Source organism: Thermoflexus sp. (assembly GCF_042408815.1).
GTDB lineage: Bacteria > Chloroflexota > Anaerolineae > Thermoflexales > Thermoflexaceae > Thermoflexus.
The window spans coordinates 102281-125177 of record NZ_JBHOQR010000014.1; the positions used below are offsets into that span (position 1 = coordinate 102281).

The 22897-nt window shown below is 65.1% G+C and carries 24 protein-coding genes; 9 read left to right on the top strand and 15 right to left on the bottom strand.

The genetic code is table 11. The features are described from left to right. Nucleotides 1-312: 312 nt before the first annotated feature. From nuoF to ACFMO3_RS05130, 14 genes are all read right to left on the bottom strand, one after another. Entirely contained in the window at nt 313-1599 is a 1287-nt protein-coding gene (gene nuoF, locus ACFMO3_RS05065; protein ID WP_376789347.1) for an NADH-quinone oxidoreductase subunit NuoF, read from the bottom strand. Continuing rightward, nucleotides 1599-2075, bottom strand: coding sequence for an NADH-quinone oxidoreductase subunit NuoE (gene nuoE, locus ACFMO3_RS05070; protein WP_376789348.1), 477 nt, complete (start codon nt 2073-2075; stop codon nt 1599-1601). The genes nuoF and nuoE overlap by 1 nt, the downstream gene beginning before the upstream one ends. A 72-nt stretch (nt 2076-2147) precedes the next feature. Further along, nucleotides 2148-2756, bottom strand: coding sequence for a hypothetical protein (locus ACFMO3_RS05075; RefSeq protein ID WP_376789349.1), 609 nt, complete (start codon nt 2754-2756; stop codon nt 2148-2150). After that, a complete protein-coding gene (locus ACFMO3_RS05080) occupies nt 2753-3580 on the bottom strand; it encodes an alpha/beta fold hydrolase (protein WP_376789350.1) in 828 nt (275 codons plus the stop codon). Before ACFMO3_RS05080 ends, ACFMO3_RS05075 begins: the two co-directional genes overlap by 4 nt. A gap of 22 nt (nt 3581-3602) precedes the next feature. Next, entirely contained in the window at nt 3603-4838 is a 1236-nt protein-coding gene (nuoD, locus tag ACFMO3_RS05085; protein WP_376789404.1) for an NADH dehydrogenase (quinone) subunit D, read from the bottom strand. Between the two features lie 17 nt (nt 4839-4855). Continuing rightward, the gene (locus ACFMO3_RS05090; protein ID WP_376789351.1) at nt 4856-5380 is read right to left on the bottom strand and encodes an NADH-quinone oxidoreductase subunit C; all 525 of its coding nucleotides are present in this window, start codon (nt 5378-5380) and stop codon (nt 4856-4858) included. A gap of 79 nt (nt 5381-5459) precedes the next feature. Next, nucleotides 5460-5984, bottom strand: coding sequence for an NADH-quinone oxidoreductase subunit B (locus tag ACFMO3_RS05095; protein WP_376789352.1), 525 nt, complete (start codon nt 5982-5984; stop codon nt 5460-5462). Further along, nucleotides 5972-6343: an NADH-quinone oxidoreductase subunit A gene (locus tag ACFMO3_RS05100; protein WP_376789353.1), complete on the bottom strand. Its 372-nt coding sequence runs from the start codon at nt 6341-6343 to the stop codon at nt 5972-5974. The genes ACFMO3_RS05095 and ACFMO3_RS05100 overlap by 13 nt, the downstream gene beginning before the upstream one ends. A gap of 128 nt (nt 6344-6471) precedes the next feature. Beyond that, nucleotides 6472-7113, bottom strand: a complete 642-nt coding sequence (locus ACFMO3_RS05105) for a hypothetical protein (RefSeq protein WP_376789354.1) — start codon at nt 7111-7113, stop codon at nt 6472-6474. Nucleotides 7114-7136: 23 nt separating this feature from the next. After that, complete coding sequence (locus tag ACFMO3_RS05110) at nt 7137-8531, bottom strand: selenium-binding family protein (RefSeq protein WP_376789355.1); 1395 nt, start codon at nt 8529-8531, stop codon at nt 7137-7139. Continuing rightward, nucleotides 8512-8817: a DUF4242 domain-containing protein gene (locus ACFMO3_RS05115; protein ID WP_376789356.1), complete on the bottom strand. Its 306-nt coding sequence runs from the start codon at nt 8815-8817 to the stop codon at nt 8512-8514. The genes ACFMO3_RS05110 and ACFMO3_RS05115 overlap by 20 nt, the downstream gene beginning before the upstream one ends. Before the next feature lie 47 nt (nt 8818-8864). Beyond that, entirely contained in the window at nt 8865-8987 is a 123-nt protein-coding gene (locus ACFMO3_RS05120; protein WP_376789357.1) for a hypothetical protein, read from the bottom strand. 24 nt (nt 8988-9011) lie between these two features. Beyond that, nucleotides 9012-9272 (bottom strand): sulfurtransferase TusA family protein, encoded by a 261-nt coding sequence (locus ACFMO3_RS05125; RefSeq protein ID WP_376789358.1) that lies wholly within the window; start codon nt 9270-9272, stop codon nt 9012-9014. 60 nt (nt 9273-9332) lie between these two features. Further along, nucleotides 9333-10178, bottom strand: a complete 846-nt coding sequence (locus tag ACFMO3_RS05130) for a sulfurtransferase (protein ID WP_376789359.1) — start codon at nt 10176-10178, stop codon at nt 9333-9335. 690 nt (nt 10179-10868) lie between these two features. On the opposite strand from ACFMO3_RS05130, the gene rplI reads away from it, so the two are divergent. From rplI to ACFMO3_RS05160, 6 genes are all read left to right on the top strand, one after another. Further along, the gene (gene rplI, locus ACFMO3_RS05135) at nt 10869-11318 is read left to right on the top strand and encodes a 50S ribosomal protein L9 (protein WP_376789360.1); all 450 of its coding nucleotides are present in this window, start codon (nt 10869-10871) and stop codon (nt 11316-11318) included. A 2-nt stretch (nt 11319-11320) separates the two neighbouring features. After that, nucleotides 11321-12034 (top strand): helix-turn-helix domain-containing protein, encoded by a 714-nt coding sequence (locus ACFMO3_RS05140; protein WP_376789361.1) that lies wholly within the window; start codon nt 11321-11323, stop codon nt 12032-12034. An 85-nt stretch (nt 12035-12119) separates the two neighbouring features. Next, the gene (gene lipB, locus ACFMO3_RS05145; RefSeq protein ID WP_376789362.1) at nt 12120-12890 is read left to right on the top strand and encodes a lipoyl(octanoyl) transferase LipB; all 771 of its coding nucleotides are present in this window, start codon (nt 12120-12122) and stop codon (nt 12888-12890) included. A 39-nt stretch (nt 12891-12929) separates the two neighbouring features. Beyond that, nucleotides 12930-13865, top strand: a complete 936-nt coding sequence (locus ACFMO3_RS05150; protein WP_376789363.1) for a S1C family serine protease — start codon at nt 12930-12932, stop codon at nt 13863-13865. Between the two features lie 59 nt (nt 13866-13924). After that, nucleotides 13925-14683, top strand: coding sequence for a CoA-transferase subunit beta (locus ACFMO3_RS05155; RefSeq protein WP_376789364.1), 759 nt, complete (start codon nt 13925-13927; stop codon nt 14681-14683). Then, the gene (locus tag ACFMO3_RS05160) at nt 14680-15747 is read left to right on the top strand and encodes a C45 family autoproteolytic acyltransferase/hydolase (RefSeq protein WP_376789365.1); all 1068 of its coding nucleotides are present in this window, start codon (nt 14680-14682) and stop codon (nt 15745-15747) included. Before ACFMO3_RS05155 ends, ACFMO3_RS05160 begins: the two co-directional genes overlap by 4 nt. A 433-nt stretch (nt 15748-16180) precedes the next feature. On the opposite strand, the gene lepA is transcribed toward ACFMO3_RS05160, so the two are convergent. Beyond that, nucleotides 16181-17986, bottom strand: coding sequence for a translation elongation factor 4 (lepA, locus tag ACFMO3_RS05165; protein WP_376789366.1), 1806 nt, complete (start codon nt 17984-17986; stop codon nt 16181-16183). A 313-nt stretch (nt 17987-18299) separates the two neighbouring features. Here lepA and ACFMO3_RS05170 point away from each other — a divergent pair, with 313 nt between their 5' ends. The 3 genes from ACFMO3_RS05170 to ACFMO3_RS05180 all read left to right on the top strand — a co-directional run bounded on the left by ACFMO3_RS05170 (nt 18300) and on the right by ACFMO3_RS05180 (nt 22879). Then, entirely contained in the window at nt 18300-20750 is a 2451-nt protein-coding gene (locus tag ACFMO3_RS05170; RefSeq protein WP_376789367.1) for a penicillin acylase family protein, read from the top strand. A 78-nt stretch (nt 20751-20828) separates the two neighbouring features. Continuing rightward, the gene (locus tag ACFMO3_RS05175) at nt 20829-21731 is read left to right on the top strand and encodes a TIGR01777 family oxidoreductase (RefSeq protein WP_376789368.1); all 903 of its coding nucleotides are present in this window, start codon (nt 20829-20831) and stop codon (nt 21729-21731) included. A 164-nt stretch (nt 21732-21895) separates the two neighbouring features. Continuing rightward, on the top strand, nt 21896-22879 hold the full coding sequence (locus ACFMO3_RS05180; RefSeq protein ID WP_376789369.1) for a serine/threonine-protein kinase: 984 nt from the start codon (nt 21896-21898) through the stop codon (nt 22877-22879). The last annotated feature ends 18 nt before the right edge of the window (nt 22880-22897 follow it).

Below are 22897 nucleotides of genomic sequence, written 5' to 3' on the forward strand. Positions count from 1 at the left end.
CTGGAGCAACACACCCACGTCTCCGCCAGGTCGGTATCGAACTATCGGAAGTCCTCCAAGTTCGAGCGCCACCGCCAGCCCTTCCTGACGGGCGATGTCGCTTATCCCGCACTCTGCCCGCTCCGGTGAGCTTGCTCCTCCGGATCCCCTTCGTGAAGGATTCGTTGGATCTCCTCATCGGTTCAATCCCCGCTCCACAAGAAAGGCGCCCGGGGCCTGGCCCCTCCCGCCATCGGCACCCACGGAATCCAGCCGCCACCTTACCCTCGCTGAGGTTGGCCCGGCCCTTCGCGCCTCCGGGCCTCCCGCCGCTCAGGCAGGCATTTCCACAGGCATCTTCGCCGCGCGCTGGAGATAGGCCTCGTATTCCTTCCGGAAATACTTCAGGCTGGAGAGGACCGGGCTGGTAGCGAAGTCCCCCAGGGGGCACAGGGTCTTGCCGGCCATCTGGCGAGCGATGCTCTCCAGCAGCGCGGCGTCCCCCGGCCGCCCGCGCCCGGCGACGATCCGCTCGTAGACCCGCCGCAGCCAGTAGGTCCCCTCCCGGCACGGCGTGCATTTGCCGCAGGATTCATGTTGGAAGAAACGGACCATCTTGTAGGCCGCCCAGACGATGTCCACCGTGTCGTCCAGGACGATAATGGAGGCTGAGCCCAGCATGGAACCGGCGGCCTGGACGGATTCATAATCCAGGGGTGTGTCCAGGGCGGAGGCCGGCAGCATGGGGGCGGAGGCCCCGGCCGGAAGGATGGCTTTCACCATGCGATCCTCCCCCAGGAGGCCTTGCCCATATTCCTCCCCAAAGATCAGGTCCCGGAAGGTGATCTTGCCCAGCTCCGCTTCATAATTGCCCGGCCGGCGCACCCGCCCGCTCAGGCAGAAGATCTTGGGGCCCGGGCTTTTCTCCGTTCCCATCGTTCGATACCAGGCTGCGCCGTGAAGAATAATAGGGGGCACGTTGGCCAGCGTCTCCACGTTGTTGACCACTGTCGGCTGGCCATAGAGGCCATGGGTGGCCGGGAAGGGTGGACGCACCCGGGGATGGCCGATCTTCCCCTCCAGGGACTCCAGGAGGGCGGTCTCTTCCCCGCAGATGTAAGCTCCAGCCCCCAGGTGGACAAACATCTCCACCGAATAGCCCGTGCCCAGGACGTTGCGGCCGATGAAGCCGGCGGCGTAGGCTTCCGCGATGGCCGCTTCCAAGCGTCGGGCCACCGAGCGGTATTCCCCACGGACATAGATGTAAACACGCTCCGCCTGGATGGCATAAGCAGCCAGCAGCGCCCCCTCGATCAGCTGGTGGGGGTTCCCCTCCATAAGCTCGCGATCCTTGAAGGTCCCCGGTTCAGATTCATCGGCGTTGACCACTACATATTTCGGAAACACATCTTTTGGCACGAAGGACCACTTCATCCCAGTGGGGAAGCCCGCCCCTCCTCGCCCCCGTAGGCCCGAGGCCTTCACCTCCTCGATGACCTGCTCCGGGGTCATGGCGGTGAGGGCCTTCCGCCACGCCTCATAGCCGCCGTGGCGGATATAGACCTCCAGACGATGGAGATCGGGGATCTCTCGATGTCGCAACAGGATATAGCGCCCCATCACATCCCATCCCGGGAGAGATCTTCAATCACTCGATCGAAAACCTCAGGGGTCACATGCTCCACAAACTCCAGATCCACTTGCATGGCGGGCGCTCGATGGCACGCTCCGATGCACATCACGGTCTCCAGGGTGAACCGGCCATCCGGCGTGGTCTCGCCCGGGCGTATCCCCAGGCGGCGGATGGCATACGCCACCAGTTCGTCTGCCCCTCGCAGCGCACAGGGGAGATCATCACAGATCTGGATCCGATGGCGGCCGATGGGGCGATCATAGAAAAGGGTGTAGAAGCCCACCACCTCCCGAACTTCCGTGGGACTGACGCCAGTGATCTCCGCCACCTCCCGGATGCCCTCCTCGGTGCAGTAGCCACATTCCTGCTGCACCAGATAGAGCAGGGGGAGGATCGCCGAACGCTTCACCGGATATTTCGCTAAGATCGCCTCGATCTCCTGTGCGTATTTCTCCCGGAGCATCCTCTCCGCCTCGATTCAGGATGGAAAACCCGGCTTCCCGTATGGGAGAGCCCAGCGCCCGCAGAGTTCCTCTCACACCTCGATCTGATAGCGGCAGGCGGCATCTCCCCGGCCACGGCAGGATTCCTCGATCACGTGGACCGCCTCCACCGGCCGCTCCAGCACCCAGGCCGTCAGTGCCTCCAGCACGCCGGCGGGGAGATCACAGCACGGCTCCGCACAGCGGAGATCCACACAGTAAGGACAGGAGGGGTTCTCCCAACCAATCCGATTCCCCTCCCGCCACACGCGGGGCGAGGATCCGGTCTCCGTGCGGACCACCGCAGCCGCCCGCTGCCAGGCGTTGTAAACCCGCTCCCGGGGTGCATGCAGGAACCCAGAGACCATGCGGATCAAGTTCGCCACCCAACCATAGGCCTGAAGATCCCGCTGGAGAACCTCGTGGCCGATCCGGCGCAGCATCCACCCCCCGTCCGGGCCGAACCGCTCCCGGATGGCGTAGCAGAAAGCGGAGATCTCCTGGAACGTGACCCCCAGCTCCGGGCTGAGGGGTGGTAAGGCCTCCTCATAACGCGCCAGCCCGGCCTGCCGCAGTGCATCCCGCCATGCCTCTGGACCGATGATGGATCGGGCCGCGTCCAGGATCTGGCGGGCATAACGATAGGTGAGCTGCCCGCTCATCGCCCTCCCTCCCCCAACGCCTGGGCCAGGAACGACTCCAGCAAGGGCGTCACCACATCTGGGCGCTCCAGGTTGGCTATGTGCCCAGCCTCGGGAATGACCTCCAGGCGCGCCCCGGGGATCGCCCGGGCCATTCGCTCCGCCTCGTGCGGCGGCCGGGAGACGTCATCCGCCCCCACCACCACGAGGGTCGGCGCCCGGATCTCCCCCAGCCGCTCCAGCACCGAGCTCCGGCTGAAGATCCCCCGCCCGACCGCCAAAATCCCCGGCAGGCGTTCGGGCGGGATCGCCGCGAGGGATGCCTTGAACCGGGCGATCAGATCCGGATCCCGCTGCACTGTGACCGGCGAGAAAAAGAACGGCACGAGCGCCTCCAGGATAGGTGGGGGGAGCGCCCCGGCCTGCTCCACGGCGGCCATCATGGCGAAATATCGCTGCTGGGATTCCTCCGGCTCCGCGCCCGCATCGGTGTCCATCAGCACCAAGGCGGCGACGGCCTCGGGGTGGTTTAAGGCAAGGCGCATCCCCCACATCCCACCCACCGAGAGGCCGACCACCGCGAACCGGGAAAGGCCCAGGGCCTGAGCGAAGGCCCACATGTCTTCGGCCAGCTCGTCCACCGAGTAGGGCGAATGCGGTGGAGGGTCTGAACGGCCGTGAGCCCAGATCTCGGGCACAATGCAGCGGTAGGCCCGCGACAGGACCGCCACCTGGGGCTCCCACATCCGGGCATCCCACAAATAGCTGTGCCCAAACAACACCGGGAATCCTCTCCCGTGCTCCTCGTAGAACATCCGGCATCCGCGCAGGGTCACCTCAGGCATATGGGTTCCTCCTTCGGAGAGCTCATCGATCGACCTCCCCCAGCACGATGTCGATGCTGCCAATAATGGCCACGAGATCGGCCACCAGACACCCCTTCGCCATGATCGGGAGGGCTTGGAGGTTCACAAAGGAGGGAGCCCGGAAATGGACCCGACGGGGCCTCGGCGAGCCATCGCTGTTAATGTAAACCCCGAACTCCCCACGGGGGGATTCCACAGCGTGATAGACCTCCCCCGGCGGTGGGCTGAATCCCTCCGTCCAGAACTTGAAATGGTGGATCAGCGCCTCCATGCTCCAAGCCAGCTCTTCCTTCGGCGGGGGCGTCACCTTCCGGTCCGGGGTGATATAAGGGCCCTTCGGAAGGCGTCGCAGGGCCTGGTCGATGATGCGCAGGCTCTGACGCATCTCCTCAAGGCGCACCATGAAGCGGTCGTAGACGTCCCCGTTCTCCCCCAGCGGCACATCGAACTCGAAGTGATCGTATGAGGAATATGGCTGGGCCTTGCGGACGTCGTAGTTCACCCCGGAGCCTCGCAAGGAGGGGCCCGTGACACCCCAGGCGATGGCATCCTCCGGAGAGATCACACCGACCCCTTTCGTCCGCCGGAGCCAGAGGGGGTTCCGCTTCAACAGACGCTCGTATTCGTCGATCCGGGCCGGCATGAGCTTCAGGAAGGCACGCACGGCTTCTTCGAATCCTTCAGGGACGTCTCGCCAAAGCCCTCCGACCCGAAAATAGGAGACCATCATCCGCTGGCCGGAGACCATCTCGAAGATATCCAGGATCATCTCCCGCTCACGGAAGCAGTACAGGAATACGCTCATCGCCGCGATGTCCAACGCGTGGGTCCCCAGCCAGACCAGATGGCTGGCGATGCGCTGCAGCTCCGTGAGGATGACCCGGATGTATTGGGCCCGCAGAGGGACCTCCACCCCCATCAGCTTCTCCACAGCCATCACGTAGGCCAGGTTGTTGGACATCGGGGAGAGGTAATCGATGCGGTCGGTGAGGGGGATGATCTTGGTGTAGGTCTTGGACTCACAGGTCTTCTCAATGCCGGTGTGGAGATAGCCGATGTCCGGGACCACGGAGACGATGGTCTCCCCATCCAGCTCCACCAGCAGGCGCAACACCCCGTGGGTGCTGGGATGCTGGGGCCCAACGTTGAGGAGAAGGGTCTCCCCGCGCAGGGCGCGCTCGGAGACCAGATGCTTCAGCTGCTCCAGGGTGAACTCCTGAACCTCGCCTTCCCGGATGGCCATGGCCGGCCCTCTCATTCCCGCACATAGGGTTTGCGAGCGTCGATCTCCCGCCAGTTGAAGGAGAACTGAACCGGCTCCACCACCAGCGGATGATCCCGACGCAGGGGATGTCCCTCCCAGTCCTCCGGCAACAGGATGCGGCGCAAGTCAGGATGGCCCTCGAAGCGGATGCCGAAGAGATCGTAGACCTCGCGCTCGTGCCAGTTCGCGGTGGGCCAGATCCCGCTCACCGTAGGCACCACCGGGTCCTCCTCTTCCAGGAAGACCTTCACCCGCAGCCGAAGGTTGTGGGGGAGGGAGTAAAGATGATAGTTCACGGCGAACCGAGGACGCTCCGGCCAGTAATCTACTGCGCACAGGTCGGACAGGAAATTGAAACGACACACCGGATCGTCCCGCAGGAAACGGCAGATCTCCACCAGTGCCTCCCGATGGATCACCAGGGTGGTCTCTCCCCGGAACTCAATGACCTCCTGGACAGCTTCGCCGAACCGCGCACGCGCCCGCTCAATCACCTCCGAGATGGACACCGCCATCCTCCTCTAGACCCAGATTCACTTCGGCATCTGAGGGCCTCTCCGGCACCCGCCCCGCCGACGGGAGCTTCCTTCCCCCTCACCGGGATCGCCCGCCTCGGCGGATCTTTTCGTGAAGGCGCATAATGCCGTCGATCAGTCCTTCCGGGCGCGGGGGACAGCCGGAAACGTAGACGTCCACAGGGATGATCTCATCCACCCCCTGGACGATGGCGTAGTTGTTGAAGATGCCGCCGGTGGCCGCACAGTCCCCCATGGCGATCACCCACTTGGGCTCGGTCATCTGATCGTAGAGCCGCCGGACCACCGGGGCCATCTTCCGGCTCACCCGCCCGGCCACAATCATCAGATCCGCCTGACGGGGAGAGGCCCGCATGATCTCCATCCCAAAACGGGAAAGATCGTAATGGCTGGCCTGGGTGGCCATCATTTCAATGGCACAGCAGGCCAGGCCGAAGAGCAGCGGCCACATCGCCCGGGTGCGCCCCCAGGCGGCCACCCACTCCAGAGCTTCCTCCAGGGTGGTCAGGACCACCCCCATCTCTCCGTCCTTCCGGTCGGGCGACCACGTCCCATCCACCACCGCTCCGCTCACCGCTCCCATTCGAAGGCTCCTTTCCGCCAGGCGTAGACATACCCGATCAGCAGGACCAGAACGAAGAGCCCCATCTCCATCAGGGCCAGGGCCCGCAAGGCCCGCACCTGCAGCGCCCACGGATAAAAAAAGATGATCTCCACATCGAAGAGGATAAAGAGCAAAGCGGTGAGATAAAACTTGACGGGGAAGCGGCGCTGAGCCGGCCCGATGGGGACCATGCCGGACTCGTAGGGGAGATGCTTGCGGCGGCTGGGCCGCTTTGGGGCCAGCAAGGCCGGCGTCAGCATGGCCGCGCCCCCGAGCCCCAGCCCGATCAGGAACAGCATCGCAATGGGCATGTAGTCCAAAAGCGTCCTGGTCCACATCGATGGCCCCCTGACAACTTTTGTTCATTTTACCACAAAGGGCAGGCCGCGTCCACCCTCCGTGCGCCGTGGAACAAAGCGGGGGAAGCGGGAGGCCGGCGGGGGCAACGATCGAGGAGGCGCTTTTCCTACAAGAAGGGCATCATCAGCGCCGCACCGATCAGGGCGAGGGCCCAGAGGAGATCCAGGTTGATCCAAGCCTGGCGGAGGAAGGCCAAGTGGCCGCCTTCATATATGAGCCAGGCGATGAGGCCGGCAGTCAGCACATACCCGAGCGTGTGCGCTCCTACCCCGCCCAGGCCGTTCCGCAATACCAGGATCCCCACGGGATACAGGCCCACACTTCCATGCCCTCCGGAGACGATGCATAACGGGCCCATCAGAAAAGGGGACAGCATCAAACCGGCACCGTGGCCGGAAGCCATCAACGCCGACCAGGCGATCAGGTCCCGGAACCCCACCCGCATGCCCACCCAGCGGGGATGCCAGGCGCGGGCCAGCCGGTAAACGCCGAAGGCCGCCAGGATCGCCGCCGTCATGCCGCGCAGCAGCGGAAGCGGCAGAACGACCTGGAGCACGAGGAGGGGCACCGCGGTCAGCCCAACGGCCAGCAGGTGGCCCAGGGCCATGGATCCCAAAGCCTGCAGAAGGGCCCAGCGTCGCCGCTCCTGCAGGCCCAAGGCCAGGGCGAAAAGCCACCCCATGGCCGGGTTGAGGCCATGGTAGGCCCCCAGCAAGAACATCCCGCCCCACGGGATCCAGTCCGCCATCCCTACGCGTCGCCCCTGCTGCCTCACGGATAGCAGAAGGAGTCCGAGGAAGCGTCTCCGCCCTCCAGCCGGACCTGATGCGGCCGGTCATCCCCGAATTCCACAAAGAACGCAGGATCCACCGTGAGCCCACCGTCGGGACCCGCGTCCAGCTTCGCCAGCCATCCGCGAATGCCATCCGGGTAGAAGATCGGATCCCAGGGGATATACAGGGAGTTCGTCACATAGACCCGACGGCCATCCCGGCTGATCTCCACCATCTGAGGTCCGCCGTTCAACGGTCGCGCGGGATCCCTCGGATGAGGAGTACGACGCACGATCCCCCCGAGACGCACCGCTCCCGTCAGCTGCGGATGGAAAGGATCGGAGACATCGTATTGCCGCAGCTCCCCTGTACCCCAGCATGAGACATAGAGAAAGCGATCATCCAGAGAGAGATTGATGTCGGTCACCAGAGGCGGGACGGCGCGGAAATCCCTCAGGATGGGCGGGAGCTGATCGGGATCCGCCGGCTCCGCCGGGATCTCAATGACCTTGCGGATCGACCAGGCGCCATTCTCGCGATACCACAGCCAAACGGAGGCGGAAAGGTCCTTCAACGAGAGGACCACCCCGGCGAACCCGTAAGTCTTCGTCGGATCGTGGGCCGGCCGGAGCTCCAGGACCATCTGATGCTCCGCCCCCAGATCCAGGCTCTGCACGTGACGCCGCCGCCGCAGGTCCCAAATGTGCAAGCGATGGCCGTAACGCCCGTTGAGAAGGGCCTCCACATCCACCCCTCGCTCCACCATGCGAGGCGTTCCCCACTCGCTGGTGATCATCACGTCATAGCCCAGATGCCACCAGAAATCGTAAGCCAGGAACTGCGGCCCCCGATCGACCTCCCAGCGCCCCAGAACCTCAAACGTGAAATGATCGATTACAAAGATCCCGCCAGGCCCATCTCCCTGCGGGTTCCCCAATGCGCTGATGTAGATCCCGTCGGGCCCGCAATGAACCGTGTGAGGCCGCGCGTAGCCCGTCCGGGCGAAAACCTCCTCCGGTTCGATCACTTTCACCAGGCGAGGGCGACGGGGGTCCGGTTGGGTATCCACGATATAAATCCGGGATGAGCGCAACCCGGGTAGGATCAGGTAACGGCGCTGGATGTGGGGATGGGGCGCATAGGGGCACAGCGCTGAGCTGCATGCGTTCCAGCCGAAATGGTGCAACTCATCTCCGGCATAGGGAAGCTCCAACCTCCCGACCACCTGCCCATAGGTGGAAGAGCGTGGCTCCACATCCACCACGGCCAAGGCATCGGGCCGCCCATCGGGATTCGGGTTCACCGTGGCCACATAGGCCAGGCGCTCCGGGGGCGCCTGCATAGCGAGCCGCGGGGACGGATAGAAGCTGGGATCAGGCCTCCAAAGCATCATCTCTCACCTCCTGAGGGTCCGAAACACACACTGAGCGCTCCGCCTCATAGAAGCAGATGCATTTGCTCCTATCCTCACACACGTAGGTGCGCCGAAAGCGCACCTCGGGGACGAGGGCATAACGTGGGGAATCCGCCCGCTTACGGGCCAGATCATCTTCCATCGCCAGCCCGGGAGGGAAATTCCCTTCCACAATGAAATCCACGGCGGAAGGGCTCCGGGAGATCTCTTCAACCTCTTGACCGAGCCGGCGCACCGGTTTGGCGAGCCGAACCTCCAACCCCACCTCGCGCACCGCCTGCTCGGCGGACCCGCCCCCTGAGGCCTCGACGATTAGCGGGAGAGATCCGCTGCCACCTGAGTTTCCACCAAGCGATCTCCCCGGGACTGCAACGCCCGAGCCACCGCCTTTGCATCGATCGAAGCCATCGGCGTCGCCCCGATCAAAAGCAACATGGTTTCTCCTCCCGAACGCAGAAATCACTTCTCACCTTCCTGCTCGGGAGATGCCCCGAGCAGGATGCGGACCTCCTCCCCCTCCCGCTGCACCTCCAGGACCGTATATCCGTTCCGCCGGGCCCACGCGGTGACCGTGAACTCGTCGGCGTAGCCTTTCACCCAAACCGCCACCACCTCCTCCGGCCCCAGGCCGGCCAGGGCCTGCTGAACCCGCCCGATCGGGGAATCCGTGCACAGCTCGATCCCTGCCCGCAGATCCACGGTCCGCACGATCCGTGCCATGGCTTCCCTCCGGTCTCCCGCAGGGCGGGCCTCCGACCGGAGGCCCGCCCCTGCCTCGCCTTAGCGCTCGATCGGAACGCCGATGGTGTTGCCCCACTCCGACCAGGAACCGTCATAGTTGCGGACATTGGGGTAACCCAGCAGATGGCGCAACACGAACCAGGTCACCGAAGAACGCTCCCCGATGCGGCAATAGGTGATAACCTCCTTGTCCGGGGTGATCCCCGCCTCCTCATAGATTCGACGCAGGGACTCGGCATCCTTGAAGGTGTCATCGTCGTTCAGGGCCTTCGACCATGGGATGTTCACCGCGCCGGGGATATGGCCGCCGCGCTGGGCCGCCTCATTGGGATACTCCGGCGGAGCGGTGATCTCCCCGATGAACTCCGCCGGGGAACGCACATCCACCAGGGCCACCCCGCGCTTGCCCAACACGTTCAGGACGTAGGGCAGATGTGCCCGCAGCCGAGCATCCGGATCCTGAGCCCGATAGGGGGTTGGGGGATACGAAGGGACTTCCTCAGTAAGGGGGCGTTTCTCCTCGATCCACTTCTTGCGGCCGCCGTTCAGCAACCGCACATCCCCATGGCCGTAATACTTGTAGATCCAGAAGGCAAAGGCCGCAAACCAGTTGCGGAAATCCCCGTAAAGCACCACCGTGGTGTCATTGGAAATCCCGGCCCGGCTGTTGAGGGCCTCGAAGGCCTCCTTGCTCAGGATGTCCCGCCGCACCGGATCATTGAGATCCTTGCGCCAGTCGAAGAGCACTGCCCCCGGAATGTGACCCAGATGATAGGCGCTGGCCGGATCATAATCCACCTCCACAATGCGCACCTTCGGATCATGAAGGTGCTGCGCCACCCACTCGGTGTCCACTAAGGCCAACGGATCCGCATACGTCGCCATGACAACCTCCTCCGTCCGATTTTTGGGAAAAGGGATTCCCACACCACCATGGCTCATCCATACCGATAGATCCCCATCCCCCCGAATGGGATGATGAGGCCGTGGGAATATTTGATGAGAACTGCCCCTTCCGTCCGGCGAAAGGAATGGCCCGGCTGGATATCCTGCCGATCCGAGCAAGGATTAGGAAGGGGAGAAAGCGGAGGCAGAAGGGGGTCGATTCCACTCAGCGGGGCGCGCGTCCTAAGCGGGCGGCCACCTTCTGCCCCCGCTCAGGACAGATACAGGTATTCATCGAGGAGATGAAGTCCACCCGCTGCGCGATCCGCAACCGCGGAGCGCCCCTCGCGCGAGCCGGTGGGGTAGAGTGCATCCCTATCATCGCCTTCGGTCGCCCCCGAAGTTTGGGGCTATATATAGCACGCGCCTGATTTTTTGTCAAGGGGTCCCGAAAAGCCTCGGCGGGGGAGGTAAAGAGGGGCGAGGCCTTCCCGCCTCCTTGGCCGGGAGCCCAACGAACAGATGCTCTGGGCCCTGGGAATAGGGAGCGTGGTCAGCGTTCTCCTGGAAACAAGCCGGCCGGGCGCTCGCCGGTTTCCCGGATCGCGATTGTCCCGCCATCGGATTCCTGATAAGATACCCTAGGAGTTCCATCCGGATCAAGGGATCTCAGCCTGGAGGATCCGCCCAATGAAGGTGGTGCTGTTGCGGGATGTCCCGAACCTCGGGCGGGCCGGCGAGGTGAAAGAGGTCGCCGACGGCTACGCGCGCAATTTCCTGATCCCCAAAGGCCTGGCCACGCCAGCTACCGAAGGTCTCATCCGCCACGCGGTGGAAACCCGCCAGGCTGCCGAGCAACGCCGGATCCGTCAGCTGAGCACGGCTCAGGAAAAGGCCGCTCGGCTCCAGGGAGCTGTAGTGACCATCCGGGCTCGGGCCGGGCAGGGCGATCGACTCTACGGCGCGATCACGAGCCAGCAGATCGCCGAGGCCATCGCTCAACAGCTCGGGGTGGAGGTGGATCGACGGCGGATCGAGATGGAGGCCCCTATCCGCACTCTGGGCACTCACCCGGTGAAGGTGCGGTTGGGACCGGAGATCTCCGCCCAGGTCCAGGTGGTGGTGGAACGGGAGGCGTAAGCGTGGGGATCGGGGAGCAGTTGCGGGCAGCCCGGGAAGCCCGGGGGATCTCCCTGGAGGAAGCGGCGGCAGGAACCCGGATCAAACGCCTCTATTTGGAGGCGCTGGAGAACGAGGCCTTCTCGCTTCTCCCCAGCTCCGCCCATGTGCGCGGATTCCTGCGCCGCTACGCCCGATGGCTGGGGCTGGATGAGGCCGTGCTCCTGGCCGAATGGGATGGGATGCCGGCGGCCATCCCCCCGACCCAACCTTCCCGCATGCCCTCCATGTTCGAACTCACCCGCATCCCAGCCCGCCCTGCTCTTCCATGGCGACCCCTCGTCATGATCGGCCTGGCGATCCTGTTGCTGGCCGGCGTCTTCGGGCTGGCCCGTGGGCCATGGCGGGTTCGATCGCTGGGGCTTCCTCCAGCGCCCACCGTGCCCGGAGCGGCATCCCTTCCGCCCACTACGTCTACCCCCGTATCCGCAGCCCCCGCGCCAGCGCTCCGCCTCGAAGTGGAGGCCAGCGAGCACGTGTGGATACGGATCCGGGCCGATGATCAGGTGGTCTATCAAGGCTTGCTGCGACCGGGGGAAACCCGAACCTGGGAGGCCCGCTCATCTCTGCAACTGGAAACCGGGAACGCTGCCGCCCTCCAGGTGCGCATCAATGGGCGCCCGGAGAGCCCCCTGGGCGGACGGGGGGAGATCGTGCGCCGAACATGGTCCAGGTGATGAATCATGCGGGAGAGGACCATCGGATGAAGATCTCTCAGGGAGGGAGCTATCCTGGGCTGCTGAGGCCCGAGGAGGGGAACTGATGAAAGGCTGGTGGTCAAAACTGGGCACCGTGGAATACGCGGCCGCGTGGGCGCTGCAGCGAGCGCTGGCGGATGCGCGCGCGGCTCGGCAGATCCCGGACACGCTGCTCCTGCTGGAGCATCCCCACGTGTTCACCCTGGGGCGTTCGGCCCGCCCGGAGCATATCCTGTGGGATGAGGGGGAACGCGCCCGTCGGGGGGTCGCCGTGGTGGTCACCGATCGCGGCGGCGACGTGACGTATCACGGCCCGGGCCAGGTCGTCGGCTACTTTATCCTGGATCTCCCCGCGCTGGGTCTGGACAAAGGGGCTTTCGTTCGCCGGATCGAGCAAATGCTGGTGGAGACCCTGGCTCGCTTCGGCATCGCTGCAGGGACAATCCCCGGAGCCCCCGGGGTGTGGGTGCAACCGGATGCCCTGAGCCGCTGCGCCTGGTGCCCGCCTCATCTGCGGCAGGCCCCCGCGAAGATCGCGGCGATCGGCGCGCGCGTCGATGCACGGGGGATCACAACGCATGGCTTCGCCCTCAACGTGTGTCCGGATCTTACCTACTTCACCGGCATTGTCCCTTGCGGCATCGCGGATAAGGGCGTGGTCTCGATGGCGATGTTCTGGGGGGAACCCAGGGATGAGGCCGAGCGGGCCCGGCAATTGGCCGCGGTCCAGGAAGCCCTCGCCCGTTCCTTCGCGGAGGTGTTCGGACTGGAGGTGGAGCCCGTGGACCCCGCTCGCCTCTGGGGGCTGATGGAAGTTCAGGAGCTGCGCCGTTGATTCGAGCTGAGGGGCTCTCTAAGTCTTGCGGGAATGGAAATGCGCGAAGAGGAACCGCTGGATGCATATTCCCAGACTGTGATCCGCGTTGTGGAAGAGGTCGGCCCGGCGGTGGTCAGCATCCGGTCGGCCGGTGCCCCTCGAAGGCACCGGGCGATCGAGCCGATGGGCTCCGGTTTCTTCATCACCCCGGATGGCTATCTCCTGACCAACAGCCATGTGATCCGCCACATCCGGGATCCCGAGGTGACGTTGATCGATGGCCGCACCTTTCCCGCCCGCCTCATCGGCGAGGATCCTTACACCGATCTGGCCGTCCTGCGGGTGGAGCGTGGGGGAACCTTCCCGGCCGCGCGGCTGGGCGACTCCTCCCGTCTGCGCCTGGGACAGCTGGTCGTGGCCATTGGCAATCCCCTGGGCTTCCACTTTACCGTGTCGGCCGGGATCATCAGCGGCCTGGGGCGAGCGCTCCAGGGCCCGGGGGGGCAGGTGATCGAGGATATCATCCAGACTGACGCCGCCCTCAACCCGGGGAACTCCGGAGGCCCTCTGGTCGATAGCCGGGGCGAGGTGATCGGCGTGTGCGTGGCCACGATCCTGGGAGCGGAAAACATCGCCTTCGCCATCCCCAGCGATACAGCGGAATGGGTCGCAGCGTTGCTGATCAAAGAAGGACGCATCCGCCGGGCTTATCTGGGGATTGTGGTCCAGATCCGCCCCATCGCATGGCCGGCTTCCGCCACCGGGCTGGAGATCCTGGAGGTGGATCCCCGGGGGCCAGCGGCTCAGGCGGGACTTCAAGAAGGAGATGTCCTGATCCGGATTGGGGAGCAACCCGTGAAGAGCCTGGGGGAGCTGCACCGATTCCTGGCCCACTGGCCTCCAGGACGTCCCGTAGAGCTCCAGGTGATGCGACAGAATCAGCTCCGGACGTTCACGGTGATCCCGCGGGAGGCGCCAGGATCCCGACGATGAGGAGTTGCGAACGGGGCGTCCCCGAAGTGGCTTCCTACCCCTACATCTGAGGAAAGGCAATGGATTACACGCCGGAGGAGATGATGATCATCGCCGCCGCCCGGATGCTTCGGGACGGCGAGGTCGTGTTCGTGGGGATCGGATGGCCGAACCTGGCCTGCAATCTGGCCCGCCGCCTCCACGCCCCGAACCTCGTTCTGATCTACGAGGCCGGCGTCATCGGCGCCCGTCCCCGCCGCCTCCCCCTCTCGATCGGCGATCCCGCGCTGGTAAGCGGGGCACTGGCTGTCCTCCCGATGTTCGATCTGTTCGCCTTCTATCTACAACGAGGACGGATCGACGTGGGCTTCCTGAGCGGGGCCCAGGTGGATCGCTTCGGGAACCTGAACGCCACGGTGATCGGAGCGTATCACCGGCCCCAGGTCCGGCTGCCCGGATCGGGGGGTGCGGCAGAGATCGCCGCGTGGGCGGGCCGTTTCTATGTGATCACCCCTCATGAGCGGCGTCGCTTCCCCGAACATTGCGATTTCCGCACCGCGCCCGGTTTCCTGGAAGGATGGGGAAGCCGACAGCGGGCCGGGCTCTCCGGGGGTGGGCCAGCCGCCGTCATCACGGATCTGGGCATCCTCACCCCGGATGCCTCCGGGGAACTGGTGCTGACCGCGATCCACCCGGGAATCCTCGTGGAAACAGTGCAAGAGCAAACGGGATGGCCTCTCCGAATCGCCCCGGATCTGACGGTCACGCCGCCCCCCGCCCCGGAGGAGCTGGCCGCATTGCGTGCGCTACGGGCCCAGTCCCGAAAGGGGGACGGATGAACCTGCCGGCGCCCTATCGCTTTCTGGAGCTCGCGGGCCCTCATCGAGCCATCGGGGAAGCCATGGGCCATCTCGACCCACCCTTCCGCCGTCCTCCTTGGTGGCCACCGCCCCCAGATCCGGAGCTGGCGGAAGCATGCCGCCGGCTGGTGGCCCGCTGGCACCCTCCCCTGATCGAGGAATATGAAGGCTACGCCGCGGCCCAGAGGCTGGATCCTCGGTTCCTCTGGCAGCAGATCTGCCGGACCTCTATGCGCGCCCGCCTGTTCGCATGTTCCGCTGCGGCATGGTGGAGTCCGGAGGGGGTGTGGGTGGGACGAAACTACGATTTTCAACCCCTTCAACGTCGACGGGATCTGATCGGGTTGCGCCCGGAGGGAGGCATGGCCTCCCTGGGGATGATGGGCAGCGTCCCCGGCGGCCGCTACGATGGGGTCAACGAGGCGGGCCTCTTCGTCTCCCTGCACGCCGTAATGGCCGACGAGCCCCCGCCCCGGCCCGGGATCCCCTTCCACCTGATCCCCCGCATCCTGCTCGAGCGCTGCCGATCCGCTGGAGAGGCGGTGGAGCTGCTGCTGCGGATGCCCCATATGCTTCCCATGAATTTCTTGATCGCCGATCCCCACGAGGGGTTCGCGGTAGAGGTTCATCCGCTCTGCGTGGCCGTGCGCACCCCGGAGAACGGGATCCTCACCGTGACGAACCACTATGACCATCCGGCGCTGCGGGCATATCACGGCTCCCGGGATCTACGATTTTCCCTCCGACGGCAGGAACAACTGATGGAACGGATCACCAGGACGGACGTGCCGCCCCGGGAACGCCTGCGCCAGGCCCTGAGCGATCACCAGGCCCCCGTCTGCGGCCATCGACCCGGGTTCGCCACCCTCTGGTCCATGATCGCCGATCTCCATCAGCGGGCCCTCGAATACGCCTTCGGGCCGCCATGTCAAACCCCATTCCATAGCTTCCCCTGGCCCACTTCCCTTCCAAAAGACCAGGGGGAAGGTCCAGACATCCATTCCCGGCAGACCCCGGACCCGGTGTTCTGCTCCGCGGGATGAGCTTTCCAATTATCCTCTGCCCCCCATCGCTTGCAGGGGCCTCCCCTGTGCTGCACTCCAGCGAGCAACCGCCGGCGTTGTTCTCCCCCAACGCGAAAGGCCCACCGGCCGAGGCCAGCCATCGGCCGAAGGCCTCGAAAGCGGGATCTCCATGATCCTCGGGGGGATGAGAAGACGGCCACCCAGCTCCATGCCCGCACCCGGGGCTGGCCCATCGCCATGGCGCTCCTCGCCCAACCCGACGGGGACCGCCTTCTCTCGGAACGCTGGCCGGAAGCCCAAGACCGGCTGCTCGAGGAGCTGGCCTACTCCTGGCTTCGAGCGCTTCCCGAAACGCTGCGGGTGTTTCTTTTCCGCACCGCCCGGTCGGCACGTTCGAACACACAAACCGGCGTGGGCGGTTCGGGCTGCGGGGATGGCCAGCGAGGGAGGATCAGGCTTCGCGGCCCAGTCGGAGGACGGCCAGGAAGGCCTCTTGGGGGACTTCCACGCGGCCGATCATCTTAAGGCGCTTTTTGCCTTCTTTTTGCTTTTCCAACAGCTTCCGCTTGCGGGTGACATCCCCGCCGTAGCACTTGGCCAGCACATCCTTGCGCAGGGCCTTGATCGTCGCCCGGGCGATGACACGGCCGCCCACCGCGGCCTGGATCGCCACATCGAACAGCTGTCGCGGGATCACCTCCCGCAGCTTCTCCACCAGGGCATGCCCTTTGGAGTAGGCTTGCTCCCGATGTACGATCAGCGCCAAGGCGTCCACCGGCTGGCCGTGGACTAGGATGTCCAACTTCACCAGATCCCCTGCCCGATACCCAATGAACGCGTAATCCATCGATGCATATCCCCGGGTGCGGCTTTTCAGCTGATCGTAGAAATCCACGATCAACTCAGCCAGGGGCACCTCCGCCTCGATCATCACCCGCCGCGGGTCCAGGTAGGTCATGTTCTGGTAAACTCCTCGCCGCGAGGTGATGAGATCCATCACCGGTCCGATGAACTCCGCCGGGGTGATGATAGTCACCTTCATCCAAGGCTCCCGGATCTCCTCCACCATCGATGGGTCGGGGAGATCCGAGGGACGGGTGATGGTCTTCACCTGTCCGTTCCGCAACACCACCTCATACTCCACGCTGGGCGCCGTGGCCACGATGTCCAACCCGTATTCCCGCTCCAGCCGCTCCTGCACGATCTCCATGTGGAACATCCCCAGGAAGCCACAGCGAAAGCCAAAGCCCAAGGCCTGCGAAGTCTCCGGCTGGAAGACTAGGGCGGCGTCGTTGAGCTGCAACTTCTCCAACGCCTCCCGCAACACCTCGTAATCCTCGCCCTCCGCCGGGTAGAAGCTGGCGAACACCATGGGCTTGGGCGGGCGGAATCCCGGCAGGGGCTCCGGGGCCGGGCGGTCCGCGATCGTCAAGGTGTCCCCCACCCGGCATTCCCGCACCGATTTGAGACCGGTAGCCACATAGCCTACCTCCCCCGCCTCCAGCCGGCCCGTGGGGGTGAAGTCCGGCGTGAAGACCCCGATCTCCACCGGATCGCTGGTCACCCCGGTGGACATCACCATGATCTTCCGCCCCATGACGAGGGTTCCGTTGACCACACGCACGTAGGCGATAACGCCCTTATAGGGATCGTAGTGGCTGTCGAAGATCAGGGCCTGAAGGGGGGCCTCCGGATCGCCGCGGGGCGGCGGGATGCGCTGCACCACCGCCTCCAGGACCTCCTCCACTCCGATCCCCAACTTGGCAGAGATGCGGAGGATCTCGGACTCGGGGACGCCGATGAGCTCGGCGATCTCACGGGCCACCTCGTCGGGCCGTGCCGCCGGCAGATCGATCTTGTTGACCACCGGGATGATCACCAGGTCATGCTCCAGGGCCAGATACAGGTTGGCCAGGGTCTGGGCCTCGATCCCCTGGGTCGCGTCGACCAGCAAAACGGCCCCCTCGCAGGCGGCCATCGCCCGGCCCACCTCGTAGGAGAAATCCACGTGGCCCGGCGTGTCGATCAGGTTCAGCACATAGGTCCGGCCATCCCGCGCCGTATACTGCATCCGGACGGCCGAGGCCTTGATGGTGACCCCTCGCTCCCGCTCCAGGTCCATGGAGTCCAGCACCAACTCCACCCCGTTTCGCGGCTGGATGGTGCCGGTGCGCTCCAGGAGCCGGTCGGCCAGAGTGGTCTTGCCATGGTCCACATGGGCGATGATGCAGAAGTTGCGGATGTGCTCTCGCCCCATTCTCTCCCCCCGCGACCTCGGGAGAATCCGCCCGGATCCCTATCGATGGGCATCATACCCGGGTTGGGAAAAGGGTGTCAAACGGGCTTCCCACGCCCATGGGAAATCGGCCTCCTGAGACCCTTCGCGCCGGGCGTCGGCCGGCCATCGGCCGAAGGTCTATCCGGGTCGAATCCCCTCGACGCCATGCATTCCCCATGCGACCCAGTCTCAGGGTAGGATAAAGAAGCCGCGCTGCTGGCATCCGGGGAGAACTCAGCCCTCCCGTCGCATGCCCAAGGTCCGGTCGGACATCTCTCCGAGGAGGCTTGCCATGCGCCGACGCCTGCTGCTTGGGATCATCCTGGGATTGGGAATTGGGCTCCTGCTCCTTCTCGCAGGAGGCGCCTTCGCTTTCTACCGGACTTCCCGTCAGCCGTTCCCCCAGATCCACGGAACCCTCCGCCTCCGCGGCCTCCAGGCCCCGGTCACAGTGATCCGGGATCGCTGGGGTGTGCCCCACATTTACGCCTCGAATCTTCACGACCTCTTCATGGCCCAGGGCTTCGTTCACGCTCAGGATCGCTTCTGGCAGATGGAGTTCTGGCGTCACATCGGGACCGGTCGCCTCTCCGAAATGCTGGGGAAGACGACGATGAACCAGGATCGCTTCATCCGCACCCTGGGGTGGCATCGGGCCGCGCGGCAGGATCTGGAAGCCTTGGGGCCTGAGGAGCGGGCGATCCTGGAAGCCTACGCGGCCGGGGTGAATGCGTACCTGGAACAGCAGCGCGATCGCCTGCCTTTAGAGTTCACCCTCTTCCGCCTCTTCGGACGACGATGGGAAATCGAGCCATGGCAGCCGCTCCACACCGTCGCCTGGGCCAAAGTCATGGCTTGGGATCTGGGCGGGAATTGGGATGACGAGCTCCTCAACGCGCGGATCGTCCAAAAGATCGGCCCGGAGCGCCTGTCGGAGATCGTCCTGCCTTATCCCACCGACCGGCCGATCATCGTGCCGGCTGCGGTCGTCGAAACCCCGATCCCCGAGGAAACGGCCCGCGCCTGGCTGGACCTCGGGCACGAGCTGCGACGGATCACCCTGGGCGACGCCCCGGACCTGGGATCCAACAACTGGGTGGTGGCAGGATCCCGCACGACCACCGGGAGGCCGATCTTGGCCAACGATCCGCACCTGAGCATCCAGATGCCCAGCATCTGGTATGAAGTGGCCCTGCACTGCGAGCCCGTCACCCCCGAATGCCCCCTCCAGGTCGCCGGCGCCTCGTTCCCCGGCGTCCCGGGCGTCGTGATCGGCCACAACGACCGCATCGCCTGGGGCGTGACCAACCTGGGGCCCGACGTGCAGGACCTCTACATGGAGCGGGTCAACCCGCAAAACCCGCTGGAGGTGGAATTCCAAGGGAAGTGGGAGCCCGTGCGGGTGATCACCGAGGAGATCCGCATCGCCGGCCAGGCCGAGCCTCTCCTCCTCCCGGTGCGGATCACCCGACACGGCCCGGTGATCAACGATGTGGTGGAAGCCCTCACCCGCACCCAGACCCTCTATGCCTTCCGGTGGACCGCCCTGGAGCCCTCGCGGATCGTGCGGGCGCTCCTGCGGGTGAACCGCGCGCGGAACTGGGAGGAGTTCCATGAAGCCCTGGCGGATTGGGATGTGCCCGGCCAGAACTTCGTCTATGCAGATGTGGACGGCCACATTGGCTATCAAGCCACCGGCCGTGTCCCCATCCGGGCGAAGGGGAACGGCCTGCTCCCCGTCCCGGGTTGGAGCGGAGAGTATGAGTGGGTGGGATATGTTCCGTATGAGGAAATGCCCCGACGGCTGGATCCGCCGGAGGGATTTATCGTCACCGCGAACAACGCCGTGGTGGATCCTTCCTATCCCCACTTCCTGGCCGCCGTCTGGGATTACGGCGACCGGGCGCAGCGGATCGTGGACCTCCTCCGCATGAAGGACCGCCTCTCCATCGATGACATGGCCGTGATTCAGAACGATACCTTCTCGCTGGCGGCACGGGACATCGTGTCGTATGTCCTCCCCATCTCCTTTACGGATCCCCTGGCCCGCCAGGCTCAGGAGATCCTGCGGGCCTGGGATTTCCGGGCCACGCCGGATCAGGCCGGGCCCACCATCTTCGAGAGCTTCCTGAAACATCTGCTCCACGAGGCTTGGGTCGATGAGCTGGGTGAGGAGATCGTCCAGGATCTGCTCACCGGCGGTAGCCACAACCGCTACTGGGCCCGCTGGGCTCTGGCCCAGCCGGAGCTTTCCTGGTGGGATGACCTGCGCACGCCCCAGCGGGAGACCCGGGATGATATCGTGCGGCGGGCCTTTGAACAGGCAGTGGCCGAGCTACGCGCGCGCCTGGGCCCCGATCCCCGCGCGTGGACTTGGGGGAAGGTCCATACGGCCACCTTTACCCATGGCACCCTGGGGCAGTCCGGGATCCGACCGATCGAGGCGATCTTCAACCGCGGGCCCTATCCGGCTCCGGGAACCAGCGCGGCCGTGAACAACATTGGGTTCAACATCCAGAAAGGGTTCGCGGTCCGCAGCCTGCCTTCCCTTCGCTTCATCGCTTCCACCGCCCGCTGGTCTGATAGCCGCTTCATCCACACGACCGGCCAGTCCGGGCTCCCCTATCACCCGCATTACGATGATATGATCCCGATGTGGTTACGCGGGGAATATCATCCTATGCTCTGGTCTCGGGAGGAAGTGGAACAGAACGCGGAGGGGATCCTGAGGCTCCAGCCGTAGAACATGGCTTGCATTCGGGATCGCGGTGAAAGCCCCTTCCATCATCCCATAGGGAAAACCGCAGGAGGAGGTTCGCGAATGCGCGTGCTGATCTTAGGAGGGACCGGGTTTCTGGGCCGGGCGTTAGCAGGACGTCTCCAGGAAGCCGGCTATGAGGTGATCGTCCTCTCCCGGCGACCGGAGCTGGCCCGGCTTCCACCCAGCGTGCAGGCGACACGCTGGGATGGACGCACCCCGACCGGATGGGCGCACCTGGTGGACGGCGCCTTCGCTCTGATCAACCTAGCCGGTGAGAGCATCGGACAGCGATGGACAGCAGCCATCAAACAGCGCATTCGAGAAAGCCGGCTGAACGCCGGCCGCGCCGTGGTGGAGGCGATCGCCGCCGCCCGCACGAAACCCCAGGTCCTGCTGCAGGCTTCGGCGGTCGGATATTACGGCCCCCGAGGCGACGAGCGGCTGACCGAGGAGGATCCGCCCGGAAACGATTTCCTGGCCCGACTGGCCGTGGATTGGGAAGCCAGCACCCAGCCTGTGGAAGCGATGGGGGTCCGCCGGGTGATCCTGCGCACCGGCCTGGTTCTGGAACGGGACGGCGGCGCCCTGGCCCGGTTGTTGCCTCCGTTCCGTCTGTTCGTGGGTGGTCCGCTGGGAAACGGGCGCCAGGGCTGGTCGTGGATCCACCGGGCGGACTGGGTGGAGGCCGTGAAGTTCCTGATGGAGCGTCCGGATGCCCACGGGCCTTATAACCTGACCGCCCCTCAGCCGGTCAGCAACGCCGAGTTCTCCCGCATCCTGGGCCGGGTTCTCGGGCGGCCGGCATGGCTTCCAGTGCCGGCGCTCGCCCTCCGGCTCGTCTTCGGCGAGGGAGCGGACTTCCTGCTCACCGGGCAGTTCGTGCTGCCCCGGCGGCTGCTGGAAGCGGGCTTCCCGTTCCGCTACCCGGATCTCGAATCGGCGCTGCGGGCCATCCTCGGCTGAGATGCCGGGGAAGGGGGATGAGTGGGCACGCCCACCCGCTAGGCAGCGGCGCGGAGAGGGAAAGATGTCCTGCCGTTCTCTACCGATCCTCTCCGATAATCGGGCAGCGGTTCGGTTAAAATGAAATCGGTGCCGATGGAAAGGTTGCGGAGAAGAGGACCGCCATGCTCAAGCCGGGGACCATGCTCCACGGCCGCTATAAGATCCTGCGTCCCATCGGACGGGGAGGGATGGGCGCCGTCTATGAAGCGGAGGATACCCTGCTGGAAGGCCGTCGCTGCGCCATCAAGGAGATCCTCTTCAGCTTCGAGGCCGACCCCGCTTATCGGGAACAGGCCCGCATGCAGTTCTACCGCGAGGCGAGCGTCCTGGCCCGACTGGATCACCCGAATCTCCCCAAGGTGTCCGACTATTTCTCGGAGGGCGATCGCGATTACCTGGTGATGGATTTCGTCCCCGGCCGCGATCTGCGGGAGATTGTTGAGGAGGCAAAGGAGAGCGGGCGGTTCCTCGACGAGCGGACGGTGTTGAACTGGACGGAACAGCTTTGCGATGCGCTGGACTATCTGCATCGTCAGGAGCCGCCCATCGTGCACCGCGACATCAAGCCTTCCAACATTAAGCTGACACCGGATGGCCGCATCAAGCTGGTGGACTTCGGGCTGGTGAAGCTCCTGGCGCCGGATGAGGAGCGGACGATTACGATCCTGCAGGGGCGAGGCACAGCTGCGTATACGCCGTTGGAGCAGTATGGCGGCGATGTGGGCCATACCGATGTCCGCTCCGATATCTACGCCCTGGGGGCGACCCTTTACCACTTGCTGACCAACATCCCCCCTCCGGATGCCCGACAGCGCTTTCTGAAGCCCGACTCCCTCATCCCACCTCGGGCGATCAACCCGCGGATCTCCCCTCGGGTGGAGCGAGCCATCCTAAACGCGATGGCGATGCACCCGGATGACCGCCCGCCCAGCGTGGCCGCCTTCCGGGCTGAGCTGCTGGGAATCAGCCCCACCAGCCGGTCGACCGAAGTCTGGGCGCCGCCGGAGAGCGCGGGGGAGATCCTCTGGCGCCGGCATCGGTCCCTGGCCCTCGCCGCCCTGGGCGCCTTTCTGATCGCCCTGATCGCCACGCTGCTGAACGGTTAAGGACCAGACCGGACAACC